Consider the following 19,049-nt stretch of genomic DNA (forward strand, 5'->3'; position numbering starts at 1 on the left):
ATCTCCTGGCCCACCTGCTTGTTCTGCACGGCCGAGACGTAGCCGCGACCGCGCTCGACGGTCAGCTCCATCTCCAGCTTGCCCTTGCCGTTGAGGGTGGCGAGGACGAGGTCGGGGTTGTGCACCTCGACACCGGCCGGGGGCGCGATGTCGGCGGCGGTGACCAGACCCGGACCCTGCTTGCGCAGGTACATCACGACCGGCTCGTCGTGCTCCGAGGAGACGACCAGCTGCTTGATGTTGAGGATCAGGTCGGTGACGTCCTCCTTGACGCCCGGCACGGTGGTGAACTCGTGCAGGACACCGTCGATGCGGATGCTGGTGACAGCAGCGCCGGGGATCGACGACAGGAGGGTACGGCGCAGGGAGTTGCCGAGGGTGTAGCCGAAGCCCGGCTCCAGCGGCTCGATCACGAACCGGGAGCGGAACTCGTCGACGACCTCTTCGGTCAACGAGGGACGCTGAGCGATCAGCATGGATGAATCCTTCAGTCAGGGGCGCCCGCTATTTGACGCCCGACTCTGTACTGCAAGGGTACGGGCGGTACGGCTTCCTCACAGAGGCCGTACCGCCCGAAACCCCGAAACCTGCGGAGCGCTGTGCGTCAGACGCGGCGGCGCTTCGGCGGGCGGCAGCCGTTGTGCGGGGTCGGGGTGACGTCCTGGATGGAGCCGACCTCGAGGCCCGTGGCCTGCAGGGAGCGGATCGCGGTCTCACGACCGGAACCCGGGCCCTTCACGAACACGTCGACCTTGCGCATGCCGTGCTCCTGGGCGCGGCGGGCAGCCGACTCGGCGGCCATCTGCGCGGCGAACGGCGTGGACTTCCGGGAGCCCTTGAAGCCGACGTGGCCGGCGGAGGCCCAGGAGATCACGTTGCCGGACGGGTCCGTGATGGAGACGATCGTGTTGTTGAACGTGCTCTTGATGTGCGCGTGGCCGTGAGCGACGTTCTTCTTTTCCTTGCGGCGCACCTTCTTGGCAGCGCCCTGACGACCCTTGGGGGGCATCTATAACTCCTACGGGAGGTGGTCGGTCCTACAGCGAAGACCGCTGGACGGCGAGTCCGCTGCGGACTACTTCTTGCCCGGCTTCTTCTTACCGGCGATGGCGCGACGCGGGCCCTTGCGGGTGCGGGCGTTGGTGCTGGTGCGCTGACCGCGGACGGGCAGACCGCGACGGTGACGGAGACCCTGGTAGCAGCCGATCTCGACCTTGCGGCGGATGTCGGCCTGGATCTCGCGACGGAGGTCACCCTCGGTCTTGATGTTGTTGTCGACGTACTCACGAATCGCGACGAGCTGCTCTTCGCTCAGGTCACGAACGCGGGTGTTCGGGTCGATACCGGTCTCGGCCAGCGTCTGCTGCGAGAGCGTCCGGCCGATGCCGAACACGTAGGTGAGGGCGACCTCCACGCGCTTTTCGCGCGGGATGTCAACACCGGAAACGCGTGCCATTCAATGGCTCCTGGTGATCTTTCGGAGGTCTTCCGCAGAACCGGCTCCCGGCCGCCGTACCAGGTACGAACCGGGTCCTCGGCCTCCGAACCGAGGGTGTCGAGCCGACTGGCTCGGGTTCTGCGTATGAACAATTCAGCTCGCGTCGCGCGAATCTCTGCGATAGAGGTGCAGAGGGAGATGGTCGTGCGTCAGCCCTGGCGCTGCTTGTGGCGCGGGTTCTCGCAGATGACCATGACCCGACCGTGACGGCGGATCACCCTGCACTTGTCGCAGATCTTCTTGACGCTCGGCTTGACCTTCATGGTGAGGTTCTCCGGGTCAGTGCCATCACCCCGAGGAGATCCGGGGTGCGGGCAAGATCTACTTGTAGCGGTAGACGATCCGGCCACGCGTCAGGTCGTACGGAGACAGCTCCACCACGACCCGGTCGTCAGGGAGGATGCGGATGTAGTGCATACGCATCTTGCCGCTGATGTGTGCCAGGACCTGGTGGCCGTTCTGGAGCTCGACCTTGAACATGGCGTTCGGCAGAGACTCGACGACAGTGCCCTCGATCTCGATGGCACCTTGCTTCTTGGCCACGCTTCGCCCTTCGAATCGACTACCTTGATCGACCCTCTTGCACGCATGCGGACATGCGGGTGCACGAGAGCCGACGAGTCAGTCTACGTCGGCGCACCCTGAAAGGCGAATCGAGGAAGTCTGCCCTACTCGGGAGATCACTAAGCGAGCGGATCAGGAGCGGCCTGAATGCCGTACTCCGCCAGCTTCGCCCTGCCGCCGACCCGTCCTTGACGCCGCTCTCGCGGGCTCGGCGCCGGGGGCGCCTCACAAGCTTCGAGCGGCTGCGCCGGCCTCCGACCGGCGGTCGTGGCCGGGTCGGTCGTCAGGCGAGCGGATCCGGTGCTGCCGTGATCCCGTACTCCGCCAGCTTCTCCTTGCCGCCGTCGGGGGCCGTCAGGACCAGTGGGCCCTCTGCCGTCAGAGCCACCGAGTGCTCCCAGTGGGAGGACCAGGTGCCGTCCGTCGTGATGACCGTCCAGTCGTCCGACAGGACCTCCGTGCGCGGGGTGCCGAGGGAGACCATCGGCTCGATCGCGAGGCAGAAGCCGGGGACCAGCTTGGGGCCCTTGCCGCGGCGGCGGTCGACGTAGTTCAGCAGGTGCGGGTCCATGTGCATCTCGGTGCCGATGCCGTGGCCGCCGTAGTCCTCGATGATCCCGTACTTGCCGCCGCCCGGCTTCGGCTGGCGGCGGATGTACGTCTCGATCGCCCTGGAGACGTCGACCAGGCGGTTGCCCTGCTTCATCGCCGCGATGCCGGCCCACATGGACTCTTCCGTCACCCGGGACAGCTCGACCAGCTCCGGAGCGTGACCGGAGCCCACGAAGGCCGTGTACGCCGCGTCGCCGTGCCAGCCGTCGATGATCGCGCCGCAGTCGATGGAGATGATGTCGCCGGACTTGAGGACGACGTCGTCGGAGGGGATGCCGTGCACGACGACGTCGTTCACGGAGGTGCAGATGGTCGCGGGGAAGCCGCCGTAGCCGAGGAAGTTCGACTTCGCGCCGTGCTCGGCGAGAACCTTGCGGGCGACCTCGTCCAGGTCCTTGGTGGAGGCGCCGGGCACCGCGGCCTCGCGGGTGGCCGCGTGGATGGCGGCGACGACCAGGCCCGCCGCACGCATCTTGGCGATCTGCTCGGGCGTCTTGATCTGCACCATGGGGGCCTGCGCTCTCCGTCACTCACATCGGCTGGGTTATCTGTACAACACTACGGCCGCGGCGCCCCGGCAGGGCACCGCGGCCGGAAGGCCGGAAACCTTGAGACTACTGCTCGGCCTTCTCGCGCTTGAGAGCCTCCAGCGCCCGCTGCGTGATCTCGTCCACCGGACCCAGGGCGGAGATCGTCACGACCAGACCCTGCGCCTTGTAGTAGTCGATGATCGGCTCGGTCTGCGTGTGGTAGACCTCCAGCCGCGTGCGGACGGTCTCCTCGCTGTCGTCGTCGCGCTGGTACAGCTCACCGCCGCAGACGTCGCACACGCCCTCCTTCTTCGGCGGGCTGTACGTCACGTGGAAGACGTGGGAGGAGTCGTTGCGGCAGATGCGGCGGCCGGCGATGCGCTTGACGACCTCGTCCTCCGGGACCTCCAGGTCCAGGACGGCGTCCAGCTTGAAGTCCTCGGTCTCCAGGAGCCCGTCCAGCGCCTCGGCCTGGTCCACGTTCCGCGGGAAGCCGTCGAGCAGGAAGCCGTCCTCGGCGTCCTGCTGCTCCATGCGGTCCTTGGCCATGTCGATGGTGACGGAGTCCGGCACCAGCTCGCCGCGGTCCATGTAGGACTTCGCGAGCTTGCCCAGCTCCGTCTGCTGGCTGATGTTGGCCCGGAACAGGTCGCCCGTGGAGATGTGCGGAATCTTCAGCTCTGCGGCAAGGCGGACGGCTTGCGTTCCCTTACCGGCACCCGGCGGCCCGACGAGGACGATACGCATCAGCGGAGGAACCCTTCGTAATTGCGCTGCTGGAGCTGGCTCTCGATCTGCTTCACCGTCTCGAGACCGACACCCACGATGATCAGGATGCTGGTACCGCCGAACGGGAAGTTGTTCGTCGCCCCGAACCCGACCAACGCCATTGTTGGCACGAGAGCAATCAGACCCAGATACAGCGAACCCGGCCAGGTGATCCGGTTGAGCACGTAGCTGAGGTACTCAGCGGTCGGTCGGCCAGCCCGGATGCCCGGGATGAAGCCACCATACTTCTTCATGTTGTCGGCGACTTCCTCGGGGTTGAAGGAGATCGCCACGTAGAAGAACGCGAAGAAAACGATGAGCAAGAAGTACAAGGTGATGTAAATCGGGTGGTCGCCCTTGGTCAGGTTCTGCTCGACCCAGGTCTTCCAGCCCGACTTGCCCCCCGCGAACTGCGCCACGAGCGCCGGAATGTAGAGCAGCGAGGAGGCGAAGATGACAGGAATCACACCCGCCTGGTTCACCTTGAGCGGGATGTACGTGGACGTACCGCCGTAGGACCGGCGGCCGATCATGCGCTTCGCGTACTGCACGGGGATGCGGCGCTGGGCCTGCTCGACGAAGACGACGAGCGCGACCATCACCAGACCCACCAGGATCACGGTGCCGAACTCGATCCAGCCGTCGGCCAGGGTGCCCTGCTTCTTGATGGCCCACAGGGCGGACGGGAAGGTCGCGGCGATCGAGATGAACATCAGGATCGACATGCCGTTGCCGATGCCACGGTCGGTGATCAGCTCACCCAGCCACATCACGACACACGTGCCGGCGGTCATGCAGACCACCATCGTGATCGTCGTGAAGATCGCCTGGTCCGGGACGATGCTCGACGCGACCGAGCAGCCGTTGAAGAGCGCGCCGCTGCGGGCGGTGGCGACGAGGCCGGTGCCCTGCAGGATGGCGAGCGCCACGGTCAGGTAACGGGTGTACTGCGTGATCTTCGCCGTGCCGGCCTGGCCCTCCTTCTTCAGGGCCTCCAGGCGCGGGATGACCACGGTCAGCAGCTGAAGGATGATGCTGGCCGTGATGTACGGCATGATGCCGAGCGCGAAGACCGTGATCTGGAGCAGCGCGCCGCCACTGAACATGTTCACGAGGCCGAACAGGCCCTGGTTGGCCCCCGCCTCGCTCACACACTGCTGGACGGCCTTGTAGTTGACGCCGGGGATCGGGATGTGGGTACCGACGCGGTAGACCACGATGATGGCCAGCGTGAAGAGCAGCTTCTTGCGCAGGTCGGGCGTCTTGAACGCCCGGGCGAACGCGGTGAGCACGGTGCCTCCTGCGACCCCCGCGCAACTGCGTCAAGGGTGACGGTCTTGAGGTTCGACGGATACAGACGAATTACTAACGGTCAACTGCCGCTCAGGGTGCCCCATGGGGAGCGCCCAATGAAAGTAGGCAGTGCTGGCCACCTTACCGGCGAGAGCACTTCCCTAGGAACGACCGACCGGGGATACCCCATATGTGGGGTATCCCCGGTCGGGATCGTTCATGTCATCGAGGGACCTGAGGGACTCAGACCAGCTCGGTGACCGTACCGCCGGCGGCGGTGATCTTCTCCTTGGCGGAGCCGGAGACGGCGTCGACCGTCACCTGCAGCGCCACGGAGATCTCGCCCTGGCCGAGGACCTTGACGAGGCTGTTCTTGCGAACCGCACCCTTGGCCACCAGACCCTCGACCGTGACCTCGCCACCCTCGGGGTAGAGCGCGGCCAGCTTGTCGAGGTTCACGACCTGGAACTCGGTCTTGAACGGGTTCTTGAAGCCCTTCAGCTTCGGGAGGCGCATGTGGAGCGGCATCTGGCCACCCTCGAAGCGCTCCGGAACCTGGTAGCGGGCCTTCGTGCCCTTGGTACCACGACCGGCCGTCTTACCCTTCGACGCCTCACCACGACCGACACGGGTCTTGGCGGTCTTGGCGCCCGGGGCGGGACGGAGGTTGTGGATCTTCAGCGGGTTCTGCTCCGCCATGATCAGTCGACCTCCTCGACCGTCACGAGGTGGCGGACGGTGTGCACCATGCCGCGGAACTCGGGGCGGTCCTCCTTGACGACCTGCGTGTTGATGCCCTTGAGACCAAGGGACCGCAGGGTGTCGCGGTGGTTCTGCTTGCTGCCGATGTACGACTTAACCTGCGTGATCTTGAGCTGTGCCATTACGCACCAGCCCCGGCACGCGCACGGAGAAGAGCCGCGGGAGCGACGTCCTCAAGAGGCAGACCGCGGCGGGCCGCGACCTCCTCCGGACGCTGCAGGCCCTTCAGGGCCTCCACGGTCGCGTGCACGATGTTGATCGCGTTGTCGGAGCCGAGCGACTTCGACAGGATGTCGTGGATACCGGCGCACTCCAGCACGGCGCGCACCGGACCACCGGCGATAACACCGGTACCCGGGGACGCGGGCTTGAGCAGCACGACGCCGGCAGCCTTCTCACCCTGGATCGGGTGCGGGATGGTGCCCTGGATACGGGGGACCTTGAAGAAGTGCTTCTTGGCCTCCTCAACGCCCTTGGCGATGGCGGCCGGCACCTCCTTGGCCTTGCCGTAACCGACACCCACGGTGCCGTCACCGTCGCCCACCACGACCAGCGCGGTGAAGCTGAAGCGACGACCACCCTTCACAACCTTGGCGACGCGGTTGATCGCGACGACGCGCTCAACGTACGCGGTCTTCTCGGCGGCAGCAGCGCCGCCGTCACGGCCCTTCCGGTCCCGCCGCTCGCCGCCACCGGCACCGCCACCGCGGCGCTGGGGTCCAGCCATTGGAATTACCTCTCTCTTTTTCCGCTAGCTACGGCAGGCTCAGAACTTGAGCCCGGCTTCGCGGGCGGCGTCCGCCAGGGCGGCGATGCGCCCGGCGTACTGGTTGCCACCACGGTCGAACACGACAGCCTCGACACCGGCGGCCTTGGCACGCTCGGCGACCAGGGCGCCGACCTGCTTGGCCTGCGCGGACTTGTCGCCCTCGCCACCACGGATCGACGTGTCCAGCGTGGACGCCGAAGCCAGGGTGTGGCCCTTGAGGTCGTCGATCACCTGCGCCACGATGTGGCGGTTGGAGCGGGTCACGACCAGACGGGGACGCTCCGCCGTACCGGAAAGGTTCTTGCGAATCCGGATGTGACGGCGCTTGATCGCGGCGCGCTTGTAGGCGTCGCCCTTGAGGATCTTCTGCCCGTATGCCATGGCTTACTTACCCGCCTTTCCGACCTTGCGGCGGATGACTTCGCCCTCGTACTTGACGCCCTTGGCCTTGTACGGGTCGGGCTTGCGCAGCTTGCGGATGTTGGCCGCAACCTCGCCGACCTTCTGCTTGTCGATGCCCTCGACCTGGAAGCGAGTCGGGGTCTCCACCTTGAAGGTGATGCCCTCGGGCGCCTCGACGACGATCGGGTGGCTGTAGCCGAGCGCGAACTCGAGGTTCGAGCCCTTGGCCGTGACGCGGTAACCGACACCGCTGATCTCGAGCTTCTTCACGTAACCCTGGGTCACGCCGGTGATCATGTTCGCCACCAGCGTGCGGGACAGGCCGTGCAGGGCCTTGTTCTGACGCTCGTCGTTCGGACGGGTGACGTTCAGAACGCCGTCCTCACCCTTGACGATGTCGATCGGCGCGACGACGGTGTGGGTCAGCGTGCCCTTGGGGCCCTTGACCGAGACCGTACGGCCGTCGATGGTGACGTCCACGCCGGCGGGAACCGTGATGGGGAGCTTGCCAATACGCGACATAGCTGTTTCCTCCGTTCCCTTCCGCTACCAGACGTAGGCGAGGACTTCCCCACCCACGCCCTTCTTGCCGGCCTGCTTGTCGGTGAGGAGCCCGTGCGACGTGGAGATGATCGCCACGCCGAGGCCGCCGAGCACCTTCGGCAGGTTGGTGGACTTCGCGTACACCCGGAGACCGGGCTTGGAGATCCGCTTGATGCCCGCGATGGAGCGCTCACGGTTCGGGCCGAACTTCAGCTCGAGAACGAGGTTCTTGCCGACCTCGGCGTCCTCGACCTTCCAGCCCGTGATGAAGCCCTCCTGCTGGAGGATCTCCGCGATGTGCGACTTGATCTTCGATGCCGGCATCGTCACGGAGTCGTGGTATGCCGAGTTCGCGTTCCGCAGACGCGTAAGCATGTCTGCGATCGGATCAGTCATGGTCATGAATTGGCCTTCGGCCTCTCTCGCCGGGGTTTCCTGGTGCGCCATCCCTCTCCCCGATCCGAGACGGGGCGGGTGCGGCGCGGTGGACCTACGGCGTAGTAAGTCGTACGGGCGCGACAGGCGCCCAACCCCGCAAGCCTACGGCATGCGGAGAAGGGCCCCTGCCGACCCAGATGCTTACCGAGAGCTTCCGGAATCCCCTATTACAGGGATTACCAGGAGCTCTTGGTCACGCCCGGCAGCTCGCCACGGTGAGCCATCTCACGAAGGCACACGCGGCAGAGGCCGAACTTGCGGTACACGGAGTGCGGACGGCCGCAGCGCTGGCAGCGGGTGTAGCCACGCACACCGAACTTGGGCTTGCGAGCAGCCTTGGCAATCAGAGCCTTCTTCGCCATCTCGCTCACGCCTCCTTGAACGGGAAGCCGAGGTGACGAAGGAGCGCGCGGCCCTCAGCGTCGTTGGTCGCCGTGGTGACCACGGTGATGTCCATGCCCCGGGTACGGTCGATCTTGTCCTGGTCGATCTCGTGGAACATGACCTGCTCCGTGAGACCGAAGGTGTAGTTGCCACGGCCGTCGAACTGCTTGGGGGACAGGCCGCGGAAGTCGCGGATGCGCGGCAGCGCGAGCGACAGGGTGCGGTCCAGGAACTCCCACATGCGGTCGCCACGGAGCGTGACGTGGGCACCGATCGGCTGGCCCTCGCGCAGCTTGAACTGCGCGATGGACTTGCGGGCCTTGGTGACGGCCGGCTTCTGACCGGTGATGGTGGTCAGGTCGCGGATCGCGCCCTCGATCAGCTTCGAGTCACGGGCGGCGTCGCCGACACCCATGTTGACCACGATCTTGACGAGGCCGGGAACCTGCATGACGTTCTCGTACTTGAACTCGTCACGCAGCTTGCCCGCGATCTCCTCGCGGTACTTCGTCTTCAGACGCGGAGTGGTGGTGGTAGCCATCAGATGTCCTCACCCGTCCGCTTGGCAACGCGGATCTTGTTGCCTTCGTCGTCGAAGCGGTAGCCGACACGCGTGACGACCTTGTTGCCGTCCTTCTCAACGACCAGCTGGACGTTGGAGACGTGGATCGGCGCCTCGGTCGTGACGATGCCGCCGGCCTGCGAACCGCTGGCGGTCGGACCGGCCTTGGTGTGCTTCTTGACCCGGTTGACACCCTCGACCAGGACGCGCTCCTCGCGCGGGTAAGCGGCAATGACCTTGCCCTGCTTGCCCTTGTCCTTGCCGGTGATGACCTGGACCAGGTCGCCCTTCTTGATCTTCATGCTTACAGCACCTCCGGCGCGAGCGAGATGATCTTCATGAACTTCTTCTCGCGCAGCTCACGGCCGACCGGGCCGAAGATACGGGTGCCGCGAGGGTCGCCGTCGTTCTTCAGAATGACGGCGGCGTTCTCGTCGAAGCGGATGTACGAGCCGTCCGGACGGCGGCGCTCCTTGACGGTGCGAACGATGACCGCCTTGACGACGTCACCCTTCTTCACGTTGCCACCGGGGATCGCGTCCTTGACGGTGGCGACGATGACGTCACCGATGCCCGCGTAGCGGCGACCGGAGCCACCGAGCACACGGATGCAAAGGATTTCCTTCGCACCAGTGTTGTCGGCGACGCGCAGTCGCGACTCCTGCTGGATCACGTCTATCTCCTGTTTGTCTGCCGGTTCCCCGGGAGCCGCTCAGCGGAGCGGCTCCCGGAGCCTGGCGGAACTGTCCTGCGAGGGATGCCCCGCAGGAGAATTACTTGGCCTTCTCGAGGATCTCGACGACGCGCCAGCGCTTCGTCGCGGACAGCGGCCGGGTCTCCATGAGGAGGACGCGGTCGCCGACACCCGCGGCGTTCTGCTCGTCGTGCGCCTTGAGCTTGTTCGTACGGCGGATGACCTTGCCGTACAGCGCGTGCTTGACGCGGTCCTCGACGGCGACGACGACGGTCTTGTCCATCTTGTCGCTGACGACGAGACCCTCACGGGTCTTGCGGAAGCCGCGGGCCTCTGCGTTCTCAGTCACGTTCTTCTCGCTCATCAGGCGTTCTCCACCGTTTCGATGCCCAGCTCACGCTCGCGCATCAGGGTGTAGATCCGCGCGATGTCCTTGCGGACCGCCTTCAGACGGCCGTGGTTCTCGAGCTGACCGGTCGCCGCCTGGAAGCGGAGGTTGAACAGCTCTTCCTTGGCCTCGCGGAGCTTGCCCAGAAGCTCCTCGTTGCCCAGCTCGCGCAGCTCGGACGCCTTGGTACCGACCGACATCACGCTTCACCTGCCTCGCGCTTGACGATGCGGCACTTCATCGGCAGCTTGTGAGCCGCACGAGTGAGAGCCTCACGCGCAATCTTCTCGTTCGGGTAGGACAGCTCGAACATGACCCGTCCCGGGTGCACGTTCGCGATCCACCACTCCGGCGAACCCTTACCGGAACCCATGCGGGTCTCGGCCGGCTTCTTCGTGAGCGGGCGGTCCGGGTAGATGTTGATCCAGACCTTGCCGCCACGCTTGATGTGGCGGGTCATCGCGATACGGGCCGCCTCGATCTGGCGGTTGGTCACGTACGCCGGCGTGAGGGCCTGGATGCCGTACTCGCCGAACGCGACCGTCGTACCGCCCTTGGCCTCACCGCGACGCTTCGGGTGGTGCTGCTTGCGGTGCTTGACCCTACGGGGGATCAGCATGTCGGTCAGGCCTCCGTTCCGGTGCTCTCAGCCGGAGCGGCGGGGGCCTCGGCCTTGGGGGCCTCGGCGCCGGCAGCCTGCTGCGGCTTGCGACCGCGCCGCTCGCCACCACGGCCACCACGGGCCGGGCGGTCGGCACCACCACGGGCCGGGCGGTTACCCGCACGGGCCGCAGCGTTCTCGGCGCGGACCTCGGCGATGTTCTTGACGTCGCCCTTGTAGATCCAGACCTTCACGCCGATACGGCCGAAGGTCGTCTTGGCCTCGAAGAAGCCGTAGTCCACGTTCGCGCGGAGCGTGTGCAGGGGCACGCGGCCCTCGCGGTAGAACTCCGAGCGGGACATCTCGGCGCCGCCGAGGCGGCCACCGCACTGGATCTTGATGCCCTTGGCGCCGGCCTTCATCGCCGACTGCATGCTCTTGCGCATGGCACGGCGGAAGGAGACGCGGGAGGAGAGCTGCTCGGCAACGGCCTGGGCCACCAGCTGAGCGTCGGTCTCGGGGTTCTTGACCTCGAGGATGTTCAGCTGGACCTGCTTGCCCGTGAGCTTCTCGAGGTCGCCGCGGATGCGGTCGGCCTCGGCGCCACGGCGGCCGATGACGATGCCGGGACGGGCGGTGTGGATGTCCACACGCACGCGGTCACGGGTGCGCTCGATCTCAACCTTCGAGATACCGGCGCGCTCCATGCCGGACGTCATCATCCGACGGATGGCGACGTCTTCCTTGACGTAGTCCTTGTACAGCTTGTCGGCGTACCAACGCGACTTGAAGTCGGTCGTGACACCGAGCCGGAACCCATGCGGGTTTACCTTCTGGCCCATTACCGGGTTCCTTCCTTGCTGCTGACGACCACGGTGATGTGGCTGGTCCGCTTGCGGATCCGGTAGGCACGGCCCTGGGCACGCGGCCGGAACCGCTTCAGGGTCGGACCCTCGTCGACGTACGCCTCGGAGATGTAGAGGCTGTCGGCGTCGGTGTGGTCGTAGTTGTGCGCGGCGTTGGCGATGGCGCTGTCGAGCACCTTGCCGACCGGCACGGAGGCTGCCTGCGGAGCGAATCGCAGAACAGCCTGGGCCTCCGTGGCGTCCATGCCACGGATGAGGTCCACCACGCGGCGGGCCTTCATGGGCGTGACGCGGATGTACCGCGCCTGGGCCCTGGCTTCCATGGTTGTCCCTTCAGTTACTTACGTGTCTGAATGCGATCCGCTACTAGCGGCGCTTCGACTTCCGGTCTTCCTTGACGTGACCCCGGAAGGTGCGCGTCGGCGAGAACTCGCCGAGCTTGTGGCCGACCATCGACTCGGTGACGAACACCGGGATGTGGGTCTTGCCGTTGTGCACCGCGAGCGTGTGGCCCAGCATGGCCGGGACGATCATGGAGCGACGGGACCAGGTCTTGATGACGTTCTTGGTGCCGGCTTCGTTCTGGGCGTCCACCTTCTTGATCAGGTGGTCGTCGACGAAGGGCCCCTTCTTCAGGCTACGAGGCATCTCAACCCGTCCTTAGCGCTTCTTGTTCGTCTTGCGGCGGCGGACGATGTACTTGTTCGACGCCTTCTTGGGCGAACGAGTACGGCCTTCCTTCTTGCCCCACGGGGACACAGGGTGGCGACCACCGGAGGTCCGGCCCTCACCACCACCGTGCGGGTGGTCAACCGGGTTCATCACGACACCACGGACGGTCGGGCGAACGCCCAGCCACCGCTTACGGCCGGCCTTACCCCAGTTGATGTTGGACTGCTCGGCGTTGCCGACCTCGCCGATGGTGGCGCGGCAGCGGACGTCGACCAGACGGATCTCACCGGACGGCATGCGCAGGTGGGCGTAGGCGCCCTCCTTCGCGAGCAGCTGCACGGAGGCACCGGCGGAGCGGGCGAACTTGGCACCGCCACCGGGACGGAGCTCGATCGCGTGGATCGTGGTACCGACCGGGATGTTGCGGAGGGCCAGGTTGTTGCCCGGCTTGATGTCGGCCCCGGGACCGTTCTCGACGCGGTCACCCTGCTGCAGGTTGCGCGGGGCGAGGATGTAGCGCTTCTCGCCGTCGGCGTAGTGCAGCAGCGCGATGCGCGCGGTGCGGTTGGGGTCGTACTCGATGTGCGCGACCTTCGCCGGCACGCCGTCCTTGTCGTGACGACGGAAGTCGATCACTCGGTAGGCGCGCTTGTGTCCGCCACCCTGGTGGCGAACGGTCACACGACCGGCGTTGTTACGGCCGCCCTTGCTGTGCAGGGGGCGGACCAGCGACTTCTCCGGCGTGGACCGCGTGACCTCGACGAAGTCGGCGACGCTGGCGCCACGACGGCCCGGCGTAGTCGGCTTGTACTTGCGGATTCCCATTTCTCAGTCCTCGTCCGATATCGGACGATCCGGACCGCCCTCAGGCGGTCGGACCGCCGAAGATGTCGATACGGTCGCCCTCGGCGAGGGTCACGATCGCGCGCTTGGAGCCCGCGCGCTGACCGAAACCGGTCTTGGTGCGCTTGCGCTTGCCCTGGCGGTTGAGGGTGTTGACCCCGGTGACCTTGACCGAGAAGACCGCCTGGACGGCCTGCTTGATCTGGGTCTTGTTGGCGTCCGGGGCGACGACGAACGTGTACTTGTTCTCGTCCAGGAGCGCGTAGCTCTTCTCCGAGACGACCGGCTTGAGCAGCACGTCACGGGGGTCCGTGTACGACTTGCTCAGCGGGGTCTCGACGGTGTTCTTGCCCTCGGTGGCGTGGCGCTTCGCCTTGGCGAGGCGCGCGGCCTTGGCGGCCTTGGCCGCCTTCGAGGCGATGCTCGGGTGACGGGTAGCCATCAGACCTCGGTCCCTTCGGTGTCGTTGGCCTTCGGGCCGGCGACGAAGGACTCGAAAGCGGCCTGGGTGAAGACCACGTCGTCCGAGACGAGAACGTCGTACGTGTTCAGCTGGCCCGGCTCCAGGATGTGGACCTGGGGCAGGTTGCGGGCGGACAGCCACGCGGCCTCGTCGGCGCGGTCGACGACCAGGAGCAGGTTCTTGCGCTCCGAGATCTTGCCGAACAGCGACCTGGCGGCCTTGGTGCTGGGGTTCTCGCCCTCGACCACGCCGGAGACGACGTGGATGCGGTTGTGACGCGCCCGGTCGGTGAGGGCGTGGCGCAGGGCCGCGGCCTTCATCTTCTTCGGGGTGCGCTGCGAGTAGTCACGCGGCACGGGACCGTGCACGACGCCACCACCGGCGAACTGCGGCGCGCGGGTCGAGCCCTGACGGGCGCGGCCGGTGCCCTTCTGGCGGTACGGCTTCTTGCCACCACCACGGACTTCGCCACGGGTCTTGGTCTTGTGCGTGCCCTGACGGGCCGCGGCCAGCTGCGCGACGACGACCTGGTGGATCAGCGGGATGCTGATCTTCTCCACGTCGAAGATCTCCGCGGGGAGCTCGACGGAACCGGCCTTCTCGCCCGCCGGCGAAAGGATGTCAACAGTGCTCATCGGTTACCTCAGGCCCCCTTGGCCGCGGTGCGGACCAGGACGAGGCCGCCGTTCGGACCGGGAACCGCGCCCTTGATGAGCAGCAGACCCTTCTCCGCGTCAACGGCGTGGACGGTCAGGTTCTGGGTGGTGACCCGCTCGTTGCCCATGCGACCCGCCATGCGGAGGCCCTTGAACACGCGGCCCGGGGTGGCACAGCCACCGATGGAACCGGGAGAGCGGTGCTTGCGCTGGGTGCCGTGTCCGGCGCCGAGGCCCTTGAAGTTGTGACGCTTCATGACACCGGCGAAGCCCTTGCCCTTGCTCTTGCCGGTGACGTCGACCTTCACGCCGGCCTCGAAGACCTCGGCGGTGACTTCCTGGCCGAGGGTGTACTCGGAGGCGTCCGCCGTACGGATCTCGACAAGGTGGCGACGGGGGGTGACGTCGGCCTTCGCGAAGTGGCCCTTGAGGGGCTTGTTCACCTTGCGCGGGTCGATCTCGCCGAAGGCGATCTGGACCGACTCGTAGCCGTCGACGTCGTTCGTACGAACCTGGGTCACGACATTGGGGCCGGCCTTGACGACGGTGACCGGAACAACACGGTTGTTCTCGTCCCACACCTGCGTCATGCCGAGCTTCTCGCCCAGGATGCCCTTGATCTGCTTAGCCATTCTCAGCCCACCAGCCTCAGAGCTTGATCTCGATGTCGACACCGGCCGGGAGGTCGAGTCGCATCAGAGAGTCAACGGTCTTGGGGGTCGGGTCGAGAATGTCGATCAGGCGCTTGTGCGTGCGCATCTCGAAGTGCTCGCGCGAGTCCTTGTACTTGTGCGGCGACTTGATGACGCAGTACACGTTCTTCTCAGTGGGCAGCGGCACCGGGCCCGCGACCGACGCACCAGTGCGGGTCACCGTCTCGACGATCTTCTTCGCCGAGGAGTCGATGACCTCGTGGTCGTAGGCCTTGAGCCGGATGCGGATCTTCTGTCCCGCCATGGCTACTCAGTAGTCCTGTCTCTTCTTACGCTCTGGAACCCGGCGGATTCCTTCTGCTGCCTGCTCGCCTCCGACCCACGCGGTCGGGCGTGTCGCGCTCTCGCTGACACGGATGTCCCTTGTTCGAACATCCCTGCAGGGAATGCGACGGCCCTTCCGGAACCGCGGACCGGGGGCCTCAGGCCCACCGGGTGCCTGGTCGGTACCGCACCGCACTTCCCGGAAGATTCCCGTACGTCCGCCCCAGCGCTGCCCGCAGGCAGTTAGGGCGACGAGTACTGTGGGACTCGCTTCCGGTCCTCCCGGCGGGAGGCGCGCAGCATCAACACTCGACCGAGCAACTCGGACAGTCTGCCATACGGGGCGGGGGCTCCGCCAATCGAGCCGGAGAGAATACCCCGAAGGTGACGGAGGTCAAACCGGGGCGCCGGGCTCCTCGGCCGCCGCGGTCACCGGAGCTTGTCGAGAGCATCGCCGCGGGCCGCGAGGGCACTGTCCCGGGAACCGTACGCCAGAGCGTCCTGGATCCCGCTGTCGGCGCCGAGCGCCTTGCCCCACACACGGCTCATGTCCATGCTCTGGGTCTCCAGCCGCGCGAGCGCGTCCGTGGCGTCGGCACCCTTCAGCTCCTGCTTCCACGAGTCGATCAGATGGCCGGCGGCGTCCTGGCCGTAGGCGGGCGGGGCGGAGGCCTGTGCCGACAGGCGGGCGGCGACGTCCCCGCCCCACTTCCGCGCCCCGGTCCGTCCCATGGTCCCCGTCACCTTTTCCGCCACCCCGTCCAGCGAGCCGAGGACCCGCCCGCAGAGCTTCGCCCGCAGAGTGAGCGTCTCCTTCCCGGCCGTGGCGGGGGTGGCGGCGAGATCGGCGGCGGCCCGCCGGGTGGCGGCGTCACGGACCGTGGCGTAGGCCTCGGGGCTGTCCGACACCGCCCGTACGACATGGAGCACGGTGTCCACCGACACGGACATGTGGACGCCGGTCCGGTCCTGCCAGGGGGAGGTGGACGACGTGTCCGCGCGGATGTAGTCCACGTTCACCGAGGTGAGGATCTGGTCCGTGTCATCCGCGTAGTCGGCCAGCGCCTGGGCGAAGGGAACGGCGAAGGCGGGATCCACCGTCCGGTCGCCGGCCGCGACCGTGTCGTCCACGGCCGTCAGGAGGTTCTGCATGGCTCGTGCCTGACGGAGGGTGTGCTTGCCCCGCGTCGCTCCCATGGCGGCGTGCTTGACGGCCGCGCCCAGTGCCGGGCAGCTGAGATCGCTCCGGTACTCCGCTCCCAGAGCCGACCGCACCCTCTGGTCCGCCAGGAGCTGCTTCTGGCAGGCGCCGGAGTCGTCGGCGGAGCCGGTCCACAGCCAGGCCCCGATCCCTCCGGCCACGGCCAGACAGACCGCGGTGACGGTGAGCTTCAGGCGGAACCGGCGGGTGCGCGGTGCCGAGAGTGACGACATGTACGTCTGCTTCCTGTGGGGCCCGGTGCGTGTCAGTTCGTGGTGTCGACCAGGTAGTTTCTCGCGTTCGTGATACCGCGGGTCTGGCCGTCGAGCGCCGCCGTGGTCAGGTCCGCGATCCGGGTCTGGGCCTTGGGATCGTTCATGTCGATGTCCGACCGCCCCTCCGCCCAGCCGTTGACCATCAGCGGCAGATCCTTGTTCGCGGACAGGAAGGTGTCGGCGACCTTGGCGTTGGCCTCGTTGTCCGCTTGCGCCTTCCACTGGTTGTCCATGTCCCAGGTCACCGTGTCCACGCCGCGCTGCAGGGCGTCGCCGTAGGCGATGCTGGGGCCCTCCGCGCCGGCCGTGAAGTACAAGGGGGTCAGCGCACCGCCGATCACGTGGTAGGCGACCTTGGCCTTCCAGTCGGCGGCCGCGTACTTGGTCATGCGGTCGTCGTTGATGATGTCTTCCTGGATGACGCTGTAGGTTCCGCGCACCGCTCCGAAGTTCTCGAACTTCGCGTTGATGTCCTGGTGGAGGGCGCCCTTCGGCAACTGGTCCATCTCGTAGTTGATGTGCCGGTCCTCGGCCTTCTGGAGCGTCGCGTAGGCGGAGGGGTCGTCGGAGAGCCCGCGCATGACCTGGGTGAGGGTCTTCGGGTCGACGGACAGGTGGACGCCGTGCCCGTCGGTGAAGTAGCCGTGCCCGTCGCTGACCGAGCCGTCGACGGTGCTGCTCGTGATGTAGTGGGAGTCCACTCCGGCCAGGATGTTGTGCGTGTCCGAGGCGTACTCGCCAAGCGCGTCGGCGACCGGCTGCCGCAGATTCGCGGGAACGGGCGCGTTCGTACCGGAGCTCGGCTTGAGCTGGTCGAGGACGTCGGCCATGACGCGGGTCTGGGCCTCGTCATGGTGTGCCTCGGGCCACGGATCCTGGCCCGAGGTGAGCGGCGGATGCCCCGTCGCCGCGGCCTCCAGGGCCGCGCCGAAGCCCGTGCGGCTGTCGCCGTCCTCCGCCATGACCGGCATGCCGACCGTGGTGCCGCCGGGCGGGGTCGCGAAGTGGTCGACGACGGTGTTCCAGTCCCGCCCGTTCATCAGGTAGTTCAGGTTGTCGCTGTGCGCCGGGTCCAGGTAGGACGTGCAGGTCTTCGGGTCCTGGGACATGATCCCGAGCACGCCGTCGAGGGGATCGTTGGCGAACCAGCCCCGGTCCTTGCCGCTGAACTTGTCCCGCAGCGCCCAGACGGACTGCAGGTTGCCCTTGGCCGCGTACGACTCCTCCGCGTGCCGGATGTCGTCGGCGGTGTCCGCCAGGAACTGCCCGTTGTAGCCGTGGCCCTGCTGCATCAGCGTGACGAGGCTCTGGTAGCCGCGGACCTTCTCGTCCGGGATGGGGCTGAGGCCGTCGACCTTGAACTGCTCGGTGCCGGCCTTCTGCATGTCGGCGCGGAAGTTCTTGTAGAAGTCCGAGTGCGGGTCCTGCGTCGCGGTCGCCAGCGTCATGGCGAGGCTCTTCTGGATGTCCAGGTACTGCCCGCTGTGCTGCTTGTCGCTGTGGTAGGCGAGGCCGTCGAGGCTGTTGGAGAGGTCCAGGGTGCCCTTGGCACCCAGGTCGTCCAGCACGGTCTGGCTGAGCACCTTGTCGCCGGCGCTGTCCCGGAAGACACGCTGCAGTTCCTGGTAGTCGGCCGGCGAGGCCGTACCGGAGTTGACGCGCTGGGCGATGTCCTTGGTCTCGTCCGCCTCGTACTTCTCGATGCTCCCCTGCGCCTTGCCGTTGAAGTCGGGGACCTGGCCGAAGCCCAGGTCGGGGCCCTTCACCACGGCGGTGAAGGCGACCTCCACGCCCTTGTCGGCATCGTTCACGTCCTGCACGCACTGGTCGATGCGGCCCTGCCAGGAGGCGACGGACTTGCGGACGCTGTCCTGGTAGTCGGGGTCGTGCGCCAGCTCCTGCTTGTCCCCCTGGCTGAGCTTCCCGGTGTCGTACGAGACCAGGCCCTGGTCCGACACCTTCATGCCGGCGGCGATCGCCTCGTCCCGCGCCGACTCCAGCTTCTTGCGCAGGGCCACGAACTGGGTGTTCGCTTCACGCAGCAGCGCGGCGACGGCCTTGGCCTCGGTCTGGGCGTTCTGGTACTCGGTGAGCCTGATGCCGAAGCGCCCGTTGGCCGCCTGCTGGCTCTCCCCCACGAACAGGGGGCTCAGAGTGATCCCGTGCACGTCCCGCTGGTACGCGGTCTCCTGCTTGTGGAGTTCCCCGGCCATGCCGTCCCAGCGGTCGGCGGCCGTGGTGAGTGTGGACAGGTCGGTCGTCAGGATCTCGTGATACGTCGGCATGGG

The 19,049-nt window shown here is 66.8% G+C and carries 31 protein-coding genes; all 31 read right to left on the bottom strand.

Annotation, left to right across the window (positions count from 1 at the left end):
- Positions 1-476, bottom strand: a 476-nt coding sequence (locus tag ACFC8N_RS36645; RefSeq protein ID WP_376293316.1) for a DNA-directed RNA polymerase subunit alpha, incomplete at its 3' end; no start/stop codon positions are given.
- 128 nt (positions 477-604) lie between these two features.
- On the bottom strand, positions 605-1,009 hold the full coding sequence (gene rpsK, locus ACFC8N_RS36650; RefSeq protein WP_003956432.1) for a 30S ribosomal protein S11: 405 nt from the start codon (positions 1,007-1,009) through the stop codon (positions 605-607).
- A 66-nt stretch (positions 1,010-1,075) separates the two neighbouring features.
- Positions 1,076-1,456 (bottom strand): 30S ribosomal protein S13, encoded by a 381-nt coding sequence (rpsM, locus tag ACFC8N_RS36655; protein ID WP_020135802.1) that lies wholly within the window; start codon positions 1,454-1,456, stop codon positions 1,076-1,078.
- 191 nt (positions 1,457-1,647) lie between these two features.
- Positions 1,648-1,761 carry a 50S ribosomal protein L36 gene (gene rpmJ / locus ACFC8N_RS36660; RefSeq protein ID WP_003998809.1) on the bottom strand — a complete coding sequence of 38 codons (114 nt, stop codon included), beginning with the start codon at positions 1,759-1,761 and terminating at the stop codon, positions 1,648-1,650.
- 58 nt (positions 1,762-1,819) lie between these two features.
- Entirely contained in the window at positions 1,820-2,041 is a 222-nt protein-coding gene (gene infA / locus ACFC8N_RS36665) for a translation initiation factor IF-1 (protein ID WP_003948620.1), read from the bottom strand.
- Between the two features lie 304 nt (positions 2,042-2,345).
- Positions 2,346-3,182 carry a type I methionyl aminopeptidase gene (map, locus tag ACFC8N_RS36670; RefSeq protein WP_362823165.1) on the bottom strand — a complete coding sequence of 279 codons (837 nt, stop codon included), beginning with the start codon at positions 3,180-3,182 and terminating at the stop codon, positions 2,346-2,348.
- A 106-nt stretch (positions 3,183-3,288) separates the two neighbouring features.
- Positions 3,289-3,951 (bottom strand): adenylate kinase, encoded by a 663-nt coding sequence (locus ACFC8N_RS36675; protein ID WP_356027337.1) that lies wholly within the window; start codon positions 3,949-3,951, stop codon positions 3,289-3,291.
- Entirely contained in the window at positions 3,951-5,264 is a 1,314-nt protein-coding gene (secY, locus tag ACFC8N_RS36680; protein ID WP_356027340.1) for a preprotein translocase subunit SecY, read from the bottom strand. Before secY ends, ACFC8N_RS36675 begins: the two co-directional genes overlap by 1 nt.
- 244 nt (positions 5,265-5,508) lie before the next feature.
- Positions 5,509-5,964, bottom strand: a complete 456-nt coding sequence (rplO, locus tag ACFC8N_RS36685; RefSeq protein WP_023547373.1) for a 50S ribosomal protein L15 — start codon at positions 5,962-5,964, stop codon at positions 5,509-5,511.
- Positions 5,965-5,966: 2 nt separating this feature from the next.
- The gene (rpmD, locus tag ACFC8N_RS36690) at positions 5,967-6,149 is read right to left on the bottom strand and encodes a 50S ribosomal protein L30 (RefSeq protein ID WP_003974250.1); all 183 of its coding nucleotides are present in this window, start codon (positions 6,147-6,149) and stop codon (positions 5,967-5,969) included.
- Complete coding sequence (gene rpsE, locus ACFC8N_RS36695) at positions 6,149-6,754, bottom strand: 30S ribosomal protein S5 (protein WP_015658456.1); 606 nt, start codon at positions 6,752-6,754, stop codon at positions 6,149-6,151. Before rpsE ends, rpmD begins: the two co-directional genes overlap by 1 nt.
- Before the next feature lie 39 nt (positions 6,755-6,793).
- On the bottom strand, positions 6,794-7,177 hold the full coding sequence (gene rplR, locus ACFC8N_RS36700) for a 50S ribosomal protein L18 (protein WP_071373345.1): 384 nt from the start codon (positions 7,175-7,177) through the stop codon (positions 6,794-6,796).
- A 3-nt stretch (positions 7,178-7,180) separates the two neighbouring features.
- Complete coding sequence (gene rplF / locus ACFC8N_RS36705; RefSeq protein WP_067299853.1) at positions 7,181-7,720, bottom strand: 50S ribosomal protein L6; 540 nt, start codon at positions 7,718-7,720, stop codon at positions 7,181-7,183.
- A gap of 24 nt (positions 7,721-7,744) precedes the next feature.
- On the bottom strand, positions 7,745-8,143 hold the full coding sequence (gene rpsH, locus ACFC8N_RS36710; protein WP_007384075.1) for a 30S ribosomal protein S8: 399 nt from the start codon (positions 8,141-8,143) through the stop codon (positions 7,745-7,747).
- Between the two features lie 212 nt (positions 8,144-8,355).
- Complete coding sequence (locus ACFC8N_RS36715) at positions 8,356-8,541, bottom strand: type Z 30S ribosomal protein S14 (RefSeq protein ID WP_003948630.1); 186 nt, start codon at positions 8,539-8,541, stop codon at positions 8,356-8,358.
- 5 nt (positions 8,542-8,546) lie between these two features.
- Positions 8,547-9,104, bottom strand: a complete 558-nt coding sequence (gene rplE, locus ACFC8N_RS36720; protein WP_015658460.1) for a 50S ribosomal protein L5 — start codon at positions 9,102-9,104, stop codon at positions 8,547-8,549.
- Positions 9,104-9,427 (bottom strand): 50S ribosomal protein L24, encoded by a 324-nt coding sequence (gene rplX / locus ACFC8N_RS36725; RefSeq protein WP_030930498.1) that lies wholly within the window; start codon positions 9,425-9,427, stop codon positions 9,104-9,106. The genes rplE and rplX overlap by 1 nt, the downstream gene beginning before the upstream one ends.
- Positions 9,428-9,429: 2 nt before the next feature.
- Positions 9,430-9,798 carry a 50S ribosomal protein L14 gene (rplN, locus tag ACFC8N_RS36730; protein WP_003998823.1) on the bottom strand — a complete coding sequence of 123 codons (369 nt, stop codon included), beginning with the start codon at positions 9,796-9,798 and terminating at the stop codon, positions 9,430-9,432.
- A gap of 100 nt (positions 9,799-9,898) precedes the next feature.
- On the bottom strand, positions 9,899-10,183 hold the full coding sequence (gene rpsQ, locus ACFC8N_RS36735) for a 30S ribosomal protein S17 (RefSeq protein ID WP_018543912.1): 285 nt from the start codon (positions 10,181-10,183) through the stop codon (positions 9,899-9,901).
- Complete coding sequence (gene rpmC, locus ACFC8N_RS36740) at positions 10,183-10,407, bottom strand: 50S ribosomal protein L29 (RefSeq protein ID WP_055632347.1); 225 nt, start codon at positions 10,405-10,407, stop codon at positions 10,183-10,185. Before rpmC ends, rpsQ begins: the two co-directional genes overlap by 1 nt.
- Positions 10,407-10,826 (bottom strand): 50S ribosomal protein L16, encoded by a 420-nt coding sequence (rplP, locus tag ACFC8N_RS36745; RefSeq protein WP_030788270.1) that lies wholly within the window; start codon positions 10,824-10,826, stop codon positions 10,407-10,409. Before rplP ends, rpmC begins: the two co-directional genes overlap by 1 nt.
- Before the next feature lie 5 nt (positions 10,827-10,831).
- Positions 10,832-11,650 (bottom strand): 30S ribosomal protein S3, encoded by an 819-nt coding sequence (gene rpsC / locus ACFC8N_RS36750; protein ID WP_055706471.1) that lies wholly within the window; start codon positions 11,648-11,650, stop codon positions 10,832-10,834.
- On the bottom strand, positions 11,650-11,997 hold the full coding sequence (gene rplV / locus ACFC8N_RS36755; protein WP_019329637.1) for a 50S ribosomal protein L22: 348 nt from the start codon (positions 11,995-11,997) through the stop codon (positions 11,650-11,652). Before rplV ends, rpsC begins: the two co-directional genes overlap by 1 nt.
- 43 nt (positions 11,998-12,040) lie before the next feature.
- Positions 12,041-12,322, bottom strand: coding sequence for a 30S ribosomal protein S19 (gene rpsS, locus ACFC8N_RS36760; protein ID WP_023547380.1), 282 nt, complete (start codon positions 12,320-12,322; stop codon positions 12,041-12,043).
- 12 nt (positions 12,323-12,334) lie between these two features.
- On the bottom strand, positions 12,335-13,171 hold the full coding sequence (rplB, locus tag ACFC8N_RS36765) for a 50S ribosomal protein L2 (RefSeq protein WP_020941674.1): 837 nt from the start codon (positions 13,169-13,171) through the stop codon (positions 12,335-12,337).
- A gap of 40 nt (positions 13,172-13,211) precedes the next feature.
- Positions 13,212-13,631 (bottom strand): 50S ribosomal protein L23, encoded by a 420-nt coding sequence (gene rplW / locus ACFC8N_RS36770; protein ID WP_356027348.1) that lies wholly within the window; start codon positions 13,629-13,631, stop codon positions 13,212-13,214.
- On the bottom strand, positions 13,631-14,287 hold the full coding sequence (gene rplD, locus ACFC8N_RS36775; protein ID WP_071385019.1) for a 50S ribosomal protein L4: 657 nt from the start codon (positions 14,285-14,287) through the stop codon (positions 13,631-13,633). Before rplD ends, rplW begins: the two co-directional genes overlap by 1 nt.
- Positions 14,288-14,295: 8 nt before the next feature.
- On the bottom strand, positions 14,296-14,940 hold the full coding sequence (rplC, locus tag ACFC8N_RS36780; protein ID WP_062706771.1) for a 50S ribosomal protein L3: 645 nt from the start codon (positions 14,938-14,940) through the stop codon (positions 14,296-14,298).
- A 16-nt stretch (positions 14,941-14,956) separates the two neighbouring features.
- On the bottom strand, positions 14,957-15,265 hold the full coding sequence (gene rpsJ, locus ACFC8N_RS36785; protein WP_003948644.1) for a 30S ribosomal protein S10: 309 nt from the start codon (positions 15,263-15,265) through the stop codon (positions 14,957-14,959).
- Positions 15,266-15,714: 449 nt separating this feature from the next.
- The gene (locus ACFC8N_RS36790; RefSeq protein ID WP_376293330.1) at positions 15,715-16,719 is read right to left on the bottom strand and encodes a hypothetical protein; all 1,005 of its coding nucleotides are present in this window, start codon (positions 16,717-16,719) and stop codon (positions 15,715-15,717) included.
- Positions 16,720-16,751: 32 nt separating this feature from the next.
- A complete protein-coding gene (locus ACFC8N_RS36795; RefSeq protein WP_376293332.1) occupies positions 16,752-19,046 on the bottom strand; it encodes a hypothetical protein in 2,295 nt (764 codons plus the stop codon).
- Positions 19,047-19,049 lie beyond the last annotated feature (3 nt).

The organism is Streptomyces sp. NPDC055966 (genome assembly GCF_042269865.1).
GTDB lineage: Bacteria > Actinomycetota > Actinomycetes > Streptomycetales > Streptomycetaceae > Streptomyces.

What these genes read in the sequence shown, in the direction of transcription:
- map (WP_362823165.1), bottom strand. Translation starts at nt 3,182, where the DNA reads ATGGTGCAGATCAAGACGCCCGAGCAGATCGCCAAGATGCGTGCGGCG.
- rpsC (WP_055706471.1), bottom strand. Translation starts at nt 11,650, where the DNA reads ATGGGCCAGAAGGTAAACCCGCATGGGTTCCGGCTCGGTGTCACGACC.
- rpsS (WP_023547380.1), bottom strand. Translation starts at nt 12,322, where the DNA reads ATGCCTCGTAGCCTGAAGAAGGGGCCCTTCGTCGACGACCACCTGATC.
- rpsK (WP_003956432.1), bottom strand. Translation starts at nt 1,009, where the DNA reads ATGCCCCCCAAGGGTCGTCAGGGCGCTGCCAAGAAGGTGCGCCGCAAG.
- rplR (WP_071373345.1), bottom strand. Translation starts at nt 7,177, where the DNA reads ATGGCATACGGGCAGAAGATCCTCAAGGGCGACGCCTACAAGCGCGCC.
- rplF (WP_067299853.1), bottom strand. Translation starts at nt 7,720, where the DNA reads ATGTCGCGTATTGGCAAGCTCCCCATCACGGTTCCCGCCGGCGTGGAC.
- rpmC (WP_055632347.1), bottom strand. Translation starts at nt 10,407, where the DNA reads ATGTCGGTCGGTACCAAGGCGTCCGAGCTGCGCGAGCTGGGCAACGAG.
- ACFC8N_RS36790 (WP_376293330.1), bottom strand. Translation starts at nt 16,719, where the DNA reads ATGTCGTCACTCTCGGCACCGCGCACCCGCCGGTTCCGCCTGAAGCTC.
- rplE (WP_015658460.1), bottom strand. Translation starts at nt 9,104, where the DNA reads ATGGCTACCACCACCACTCCGCGTCTGAAGACGAAGTACCGCGAGGAG.
- ACFC8N_RS36675 (WP_356027337.1), bottom strand. Translation starts at nt 3,951, where the DNA reads ATGCGTATCGTCCTCGTCGGGCCGCCGGGTGCCGGTAAGGGAACGCAA.
- rplX (WP_030930498.1), bottom strand. Translation starts at nt 9,427, where the DNA reads ATGAAGATCAAGAAGGGCGACCTGGTCCAGGTCATCACCGGCAAGGAC.
- rplD (WP_071385019.1), bottom strand. Translation starts at nt 14,287, where the DNA reads ATGAGCACTGTTGACATCCTTTCGCCGGCGGGCGAGAAGGCCGGTTCC.
- rpsQ (WP_018543912.1), bottom strand. Translation starts at nt 10,183, where the DNA reads ATGAGCGAGAAGAACGTGACTGAGAACGCAGAGGCCCGCGGCTTCCGC.
- rpsM (WP_020135802.1), bottom strand. Translation starts at nt 1,456, where the DNA reads ATGGCACGCGTTTCCGGTGTTGACATCCCGCGCGAAAAGCGCGTGGAG.
- rplC (WP_062706771.1), bottom strand. Translation starts at nt 14,940, where the DNA reads ATGGCTAAGCAGATCAAGGGCATCCTGGGCGAGAAGCTCGGCATGACG.
- rpmD (WP_003974250.1), bottom strand. Translation starts at nt 6,149, where the DNA reads ATGGCACAGCTCAAGATCACGCAGGTTAAGTCGTACATCGGCAGCAAG.
- rplP (WP_030788270.1), bottom strand. Translation starts at nt 10,826, where the DNA reads ATGCTGATCCCCCGTAGGGTCAAGCACCGCAAGCAGCACCACCCGAAG.
- rplB (WP_020941674.1), bottom strand. Translation starts at nt 13,171, where the DNA reads ATGGGAATCCGCAAGTACAAGCCGACTACGCCGGGCCGTCGTGGCGCC.
- rplW (WP_356027348.1), bottom strand. Translation starts at nt 13,631, where the DNA reads ATGGCTACCCGTCACCCGAGCATCGCCTCGAAGGCGGCCAAGGCCGCC.
- rpsH (WP_007384075.1), bottom strand. Translation starts at nt 8,143, where the DNA reads ATGACCATGACTGATCCGATCGCAGACATGCTTACGCGTCTGCGGAAC.
- rpmJ (WP_003998809.1), bottom strand. Translation starts at nt 1,761, where the DNA reads ATGAAGGTCAAGCCGAGCGTCAAGAAGATCTGCGACAAGTGCAGGGTG.
- ACFC8N_RS36795 (WP_376293332.1), bottom strand. Translation starts at nt 19,046, where the DNA reads ATGCCGACGTATCACGAGATCCTGACGACCGACCTGTCCACACTCACC.
- rpsJ (WP_003948644.1), bottom strand. Translation starts at nt 15,265, where the DNA reads ATGGCGGGACAGAAGATCCGCATCCGGCTCAAGGCCTACGACCACGAG.
- rplO (WP_023547373.1), bottom strand. Translation starts at nt 5,964, where the DNA reads ATGGCGGAGCAGAACCCGCTGAAGATCCACAACCTCCGTCCCGCCCCG.
- ACFC8N_RS36715 (WP_003948630.1), bottom strand. Translation starts at nt 8,541, where the DNA reads ATGGCGAAGAAGGCTCTGATTGCCAAGGCTGCTCGCAAGCCCAAGTTC.
- rplV (WP_019329637.1), bottom strand. Translation starts at nt 11,997, where the DNA reads ATGGAAGCCAGGGCCCAGGCGCGGTACATCCGCGTCACGCCCATGAAG.
- rpsE (WP_015658456.1), bottom strand. Translation starts at nt 6,754, where the DNA reads ATGGCTGGACCCCAGCGCCGCGGTGGCGGTGCCGGTGGCGGCGAGCGG.